The sequence below is a fragment of the Arsukibacterium sp. genome (assembly GCF_033722355.1).
GTDB lineage: Bacteria > Pseudomonadota > Gammaproteobacteria > Enterobacterales > Alteromonadaceae > Alishewanella.
Window position 1 is genome coordinate 1 of the sequence record NZ_JAWVZF010000180.1, and the last position, 5,311, is coordinate 5,311.

The 5,311-nt window shown below is 53.7% G+C and carries 2 protein-coding genes and 2 pseudogenes; 3 read left to right on the plus strand and 1 reads right to left on the minus strand.

Going from position 1 to position 5,311, the window contains the following annotated elements; genetic code table 11:
* From R3177_RS12960 to R3177_RS12970, 3 genes and pseudogenes are all read left to right on the plus strand, one after another.
* Positions 1 to 1,135 (plus strand): annotated as a pseudogene (locus tag R3177_RS12960) (hypothetical protein); the annotation flags it as partial.
* A complete protein-coding gene (locus R3177_RS12965) occupies positions 1,132 to 2,433 on the plus strand; it encodes a glycosyltransferase (protein ID WP_318971447.1) in 1,302 nt (433 codons plus the stop codon). The pseudogene R3177_RS12960 and the gene R3177_RS12965, both read left to right, overlap by 4 nt.
* A gap of 66 nt (positions 2,434 to 2,499) precedes the next feature.
* Positions 2,500 to 4,914, plus strand: coding sequence for an endonuclease/exonuclease/phosphatase family protein (locus R3177_RS12970; protein ID WP_318971448.1), 2,415 nt, complete (start codon positions 2,500 to 2,502; stop codon positions 4,912 to 4,914).
* A 12-nt stretch (positions 4,915 to 4,926) separates the two neighbouring features.
* Here the strand turns inward: R3177_RS12970 and R3177_RS12975 are convergent.
* A pseudogene (locus R3177_RS12975) lies at positions 4,927 to 5,311 on the minus strand (porphobilinogen synthase); the annotation flags it as partial.

The window sequence follows — 5,311 nt, forward strand, 5'->3', positions numbered from 1 at the left end:
CGGCCTGACGGAGCGCGCCGCCCGCGCCTTACAGCAGTTTCCGGCCAGACAGACGTTACTGGGCTATTTCCGTTCGCAGGAAGGGGAGTGGGATGCTAACGGTGAGGTGTTATGGATCCTGCAACGTTATGTCGAACTTACTGGTCGCGAGCTGTCAGATGACTGGCATAGCCCGCTGAAAAAAGGTGCCCGCTGGATCATCAATAAACGGTTGTCGGATAAACTGGACGCGCCGCACGCTGGTTTATTGCCGGCTGGCTTCAGCGCAGAGCATCTGGGACCGAATGATTATTATTACTGGGATGATTTCTGGGGCGTCGCCGGCTTGCAGGCGGCTGCCAGATTATTTGCTAAAACCGATCCGGCACTTGAGCAGGAATTCTCAGCGGCGGCCACTGATTTCAGCAATGCAATTGACCGCAGCCTGCGACACTGTGCCACCAGGCTGAAGCGACCTGGCATGCCGGCGTCGCCTTACCGGCGGCTGGATGCAGGGGCTATTGGTTCGCTGGCTATCGGCTATCCGGTACAACTGTGCCAACCTGACGATCCACGGCTGTCAGATACCGTTGAATTTCTGCTTAAGCGTTGTTTTGTGCAGGATGCATTTTATCAGGATATGATTCATTCCGGCCTGAATGCTTATTTAACGCTGCATGTTGCTCAGATTTTATTACGAGCCAACGATCCCCGCTACCTGGTGTTAATGGATGCTGTCGCTGCTCTGGCCTCACCTACCGGCCAATGGCCGGAAGCGATACATCCTGGTACGGGAGGTGGCTGTATGGGCGATGGTCATCATGTCTGGGCAGCCGCTGAATGGTTATTAATGATCAGAAATTGTTTTGTCCGCGAAGAAGGTGAGCAGTTAGTACTGGCGGCAGGAGTACCGCAGCGCTGGCTTGCTGCTGACAGTGTGGTCCGCTTTGGGCCGGCGGCAACCAGTTTTGGCAGCGTTAGTCTGACAATAAGCCGTCAGCAGAATGACAATATACAACTGGAATGGCAGGCAGACTGGCATAAAGCAGAGGGGCCGCAGCTTCAGATCAGCTTACCGGGCTATCAGGCTGTTACCCGAACAGCAGCAGCGGCAACAGGAAGCGTCAGCTTAATAAAAGGGAGTAATAGCAGATGAATATTGTCATTTTTACCAATACTTACACCCCACATGTGGGTGGTGTGGCACGTTCAGTTGAGGCTTTTGTCACAGAGTATCGTAAATTGGGGCACCGGGTGCTGGTGGTGGCACCAGAGTTTGCCGGTATGCCAGAAAATGAACAGGATGTCGTGCGTATTGCTGCGATTCAGAATTTTAATGCCACCGATTTTTCTGTAGCCCTGCCGTTTCACGACAAATTAAGCCAGATCCTGGATGACTTTAAACCGGATATTATTCATTCGCAGCATCCGTTTCTGCTGGGTATGAGTGCACTGCGAACCGCACGCTACCGTAAACTGCCGTTGGTTTTCACTCACCACACCTTATACGAGCAATATACCCATTATGTGCCGGGCGACTCGCTGACGATGCAGCATTTTGCTATTGCCCTGGCAACGCGTTATGCCAACCTGTGTAATCAGGTTATTGCCCCAAGTCAGAGTATTGCCGATTTACTGCATGAACGGGGCGTCACCAGCCCGGTTACGGTGATCCCAACCGGGGTGTATCTGGAAAAGTTTGCCAATGGTGATGGCCTTGCCGTCAGACGCCGGCTGGGCATACCAGCCGACGCTACGGTTATCGGACATCTGGGGCGGCTGGCGCCGGAAAAAAATCTCGAAGTTCTGGCCCGGGCCGTTGCCCAGACGATATCTGCCCGCCCAACAAGTCACTTTCTGGTGGTAGGGGCAGGGCCCTCAGAGCCGGCTATCCGGCGTATCTTTGCTCAAGCCGGCATCAGCGAGCGGCTGCATATGGCTGGGGTGTTACAGCAACAACAGCTGACAGATGCGCTGCATGCCATGGATGTCTTTGCATTTGCCTCAGCCAGTGAAACTCAGGGCATGGTAATAACAGAAGCCATGGCGGCAGGTTTGCCGGTGGTGGCGTTTAACGCGCCAGGCGTACGGGAGGTCGTTGAAAATGATAAAAATGGCCTGTTACTGAATGAAAATACGGCGTTGGCAATGAGCACGGCGCTTGAACAACTGCTCAGGCAACCCGCCAGGCTGGCAGCGCTTGGTCAGGGTGCGCTTAAAACAGCTGATGAGTTTGCCATGTCATGTTCAGCCACCAAAGCAATACGCTGTTTTCAATCGGTGCTGGAGACGATGCCAGCCAGTCCGAAAACAGAGCGTGACTGGGAAGATGTGCTGGCGTGGATCAAAGCGGAATGGGACATTTTAAGCAGCGTTGCCGTAGCTGGCACGACCGCTGTCGGTAGCGGCTTGTTTGCAGATAATAAATTGGCTGCCGGCAAAAAATTATCTTGATGTGTGGCGGCTCATTGCGCTTTTTTAACCGTTTCATCTATTAGTTAACACTGTCCGGAGAGCGTTATGATCATTCGGGTCGAAGTCTGGTTTCGATGGTTAAGGCGAAGTCTCAGCCGCAGCCACTGGTTTACCAAGCTGCTGAGATTGCCGGTTTCAAAAGGCTCCGGTATCCGTTCCGGCCTGATTATGATCCAGATTGATGGTTTATCGCAGCCTCAGTTACAGCAGGCACTCAAGCGCGGCAAAATGCCGTTTTTACAACGTTTGCTCAAGCGGGAGCATTATAAATTACAGGCGCACTACAGCGGTTTACCGGCGACTACCCCGGCAGTCCAGGCAGAGTTGTTCTATGGCATAAAAACCGCGGTACCGGCATTTTCATTTCGCGACCACCAGAGCGGTGAGATTGTCCGGATGCTGCAACCTGATGCGGCTGCCAAGGTAGAGCAACGTCTGCAACAGCAGAGCGAGGCAGCGTTACTCAAGGGCGGCAGTGCCTATTCTGACATCTATACCGGTGGTGCAGCAGAGTCGCATTTCTGCTCGGCCACCATGGGCTGGGGAGCGGCGTTGCGGGCGGCAAACCCGTTAGTGCTGTTAGGGCTTTTTGTTAGTAATTTATACAGCGCACTGCGGATTGTTGGTTTGTTTTTTCTGGAGCTGGGGCTGGCAATCGTCGATTTTTGCCGGGGCCTGATTAAAGGCCAGGATTTTTTCAGCGAATTAAAATTCATTCCGGCGCGGGTGGCGGTATCTATTGTGCTGCGTGAGCTTTGCGTTATCGGCGGTAAAATGGATATCGCCAGAGGGCTGCCGGTAGTACATCTTAATTTGCTGGGCTACGATGAACAGTCACATCGTCGAGGGCCATCCTCGTTATTCGCTCACTGGACGCTGAAAGGTATCGATGACAGCATTGCCCGGCTATGGCGTGCCGCGCACCGTTCCCAGTGGCGCAGCTATCAGGTTTGGATTTATTCTGATCACGGTCAGGCAAAAGTCACCCCTTATCATCTGCTGCAAGGCTATCCGCTGCAACAGGCTGTCGATCAGAGCTTTGAAAAACTGACGTCCCGCAGCACTGTAAACAAACGCAAAGTCACCGCAAGTGTCCAGACCCAGCGGGCACGGTTGCTCGGTGGTAAAAACCTGCAACAGTGGTTTTCAGTGACCAATGGCCATGATCCGCTGGCCCCGGACAACGGCATCAAGGTGGCGGCGCAGGGCCCGGTCGGCCATATCTATGTCAAGGCGCCGCTACCTGACAGTGAACGCCGGTTGCTGGCGGCAGAACTGGCCACGAGCCATAAAGTGCCGCTGGTATTGACAGTTGCCGGGCCTGACAGGGTGCTGGCGGCAACGGCAGAAGGCAATTTTTATCTGCCAGATGATAAAGCTGCAATTTTCGGGGCAGATCATCCTTTTCTTGATGCCGTCAGTGAAGATACAGTGCGGTTGTGTCAGCACCCTGATGCCGGTGATCTGGTGATTATGGGCTGGCGCAAAGGGGTTAAAGCCCAGTCTTTTGCTAACGAAAATGGTGCGCATGCCGGTGCAACCCCTGCCGAAACGCATGGGTTTGCATTACTGCCTGAAGATCTGGCGCTGGCCAACACAACTTACGGTTATCTCAGGCCGTCGGATATCTATCATGCTGCGCTGCAGCAACTGGGCAGGGCCGAAACCAAACCGGCCGGTCGGGTTGCCGGCAGCACAGAGCGCTGTGATCTGCTAAGGGTAATGACCTATAACGTGCATAGCTGTATCGGTCTGGATGGTAAACTGGACGTGGGACGGATTGCCAGAGTGATTGCTCTGGCGAACCCTGACGTAGTGGTTCTGCAGGAGCTGGATGTGGGTCGTGGCCGGACTGAGGGCTTAGATCAGGCTCAGCTGATTGCCAAACAGCTGGAAATGGAGTTTCATTTTCACCCGGCAATGCATCTGGAGGAGGAAAAATATGGTGATGCGATTTTAACTCATCTGCCGTTAACTCTGGTAAAGGCCGGCGCTTTGCCCGGTCTGGCCGATAAACCAAAACTGGAACCACGTGGTGCTATCTGGGCGACAGTAGAGCTGCATGGCCAGCAGATAAATATCATCAACACTCATCTGGGGCTGCAGCCGCGGGAGCGGCTGGCGCAAATCGATGCGTTGCTCAGTGAACAATGGCTTGGTCATCCTGATTGCAAAGGGCCGGTTATTTTCTGCGGTGATTTAAATGCACAGCCCGGTTCAGAGGTATGCCGGCGGCTGGGGCTAAACCTGACTGATGCCCAGACATTGCTGGAAGGGCATCGTCCGCGGGGCACCTTTCCCAGCCGATTCGCCGCTATCCGGATTGATCATATATATGTTAGTGAAGCAGTCGAAGTGACGGCGGTCGAAATACCGGGTTCGCTGCAGGCAAAAATGGCATCGGATCATCTGCCGTTGCTGGTTGAACTGGCTATTCCCCGTCCGCCGGCAACGGCTTAAGAAACTGATTAACTAGCCGTGCCTGAGCCAGGTAGCCGCTTTTTTGGCAAAGTAGGTCAGAATACCATCTGCACCGGCCCGCTTAAACGCCAGTAATGATTCCATCACCACCGGCCGTTCTGCCAGCCAGCCGTTCTCAATAGCGGCCATATGCATAGCATATTCGCCGCTGACCTGATAGGCGAAGGTTGGCACACCAAACTCATCTTTTACCCGGCGCACAACATCCAGATAAGGCATGCCAGGCTTGACCATGATCATATCGGCGCCTTCTTCCAGATCCATCGCCACTTCATGCAGCGCTTCATTACTGTTAGCCGGATCCATCTGATAATTCTTTTTATTACCACCTTTTAAATTGCCGGCAGAGCCTACTGCATCGCGAAACGGGCCATAA

What these genes read in the sequence shown, in the direction of transcription:
- R3177_RS12965 (WP_318971447.1), top strand. Translation starts at nt 1,132, where the DNA reads ATGAATATTGTCATTTTTACCAATACTTACACCCCACATGTGGGTGGT.
- R3177_RS12970 (WP_318971448.1), top strand. Translation starts at nt 2,500, where the DNA reads ATGATCATTCGGGTCGAAGTCTGGTTTCGATGGTTAAGGCGAAGTCTC.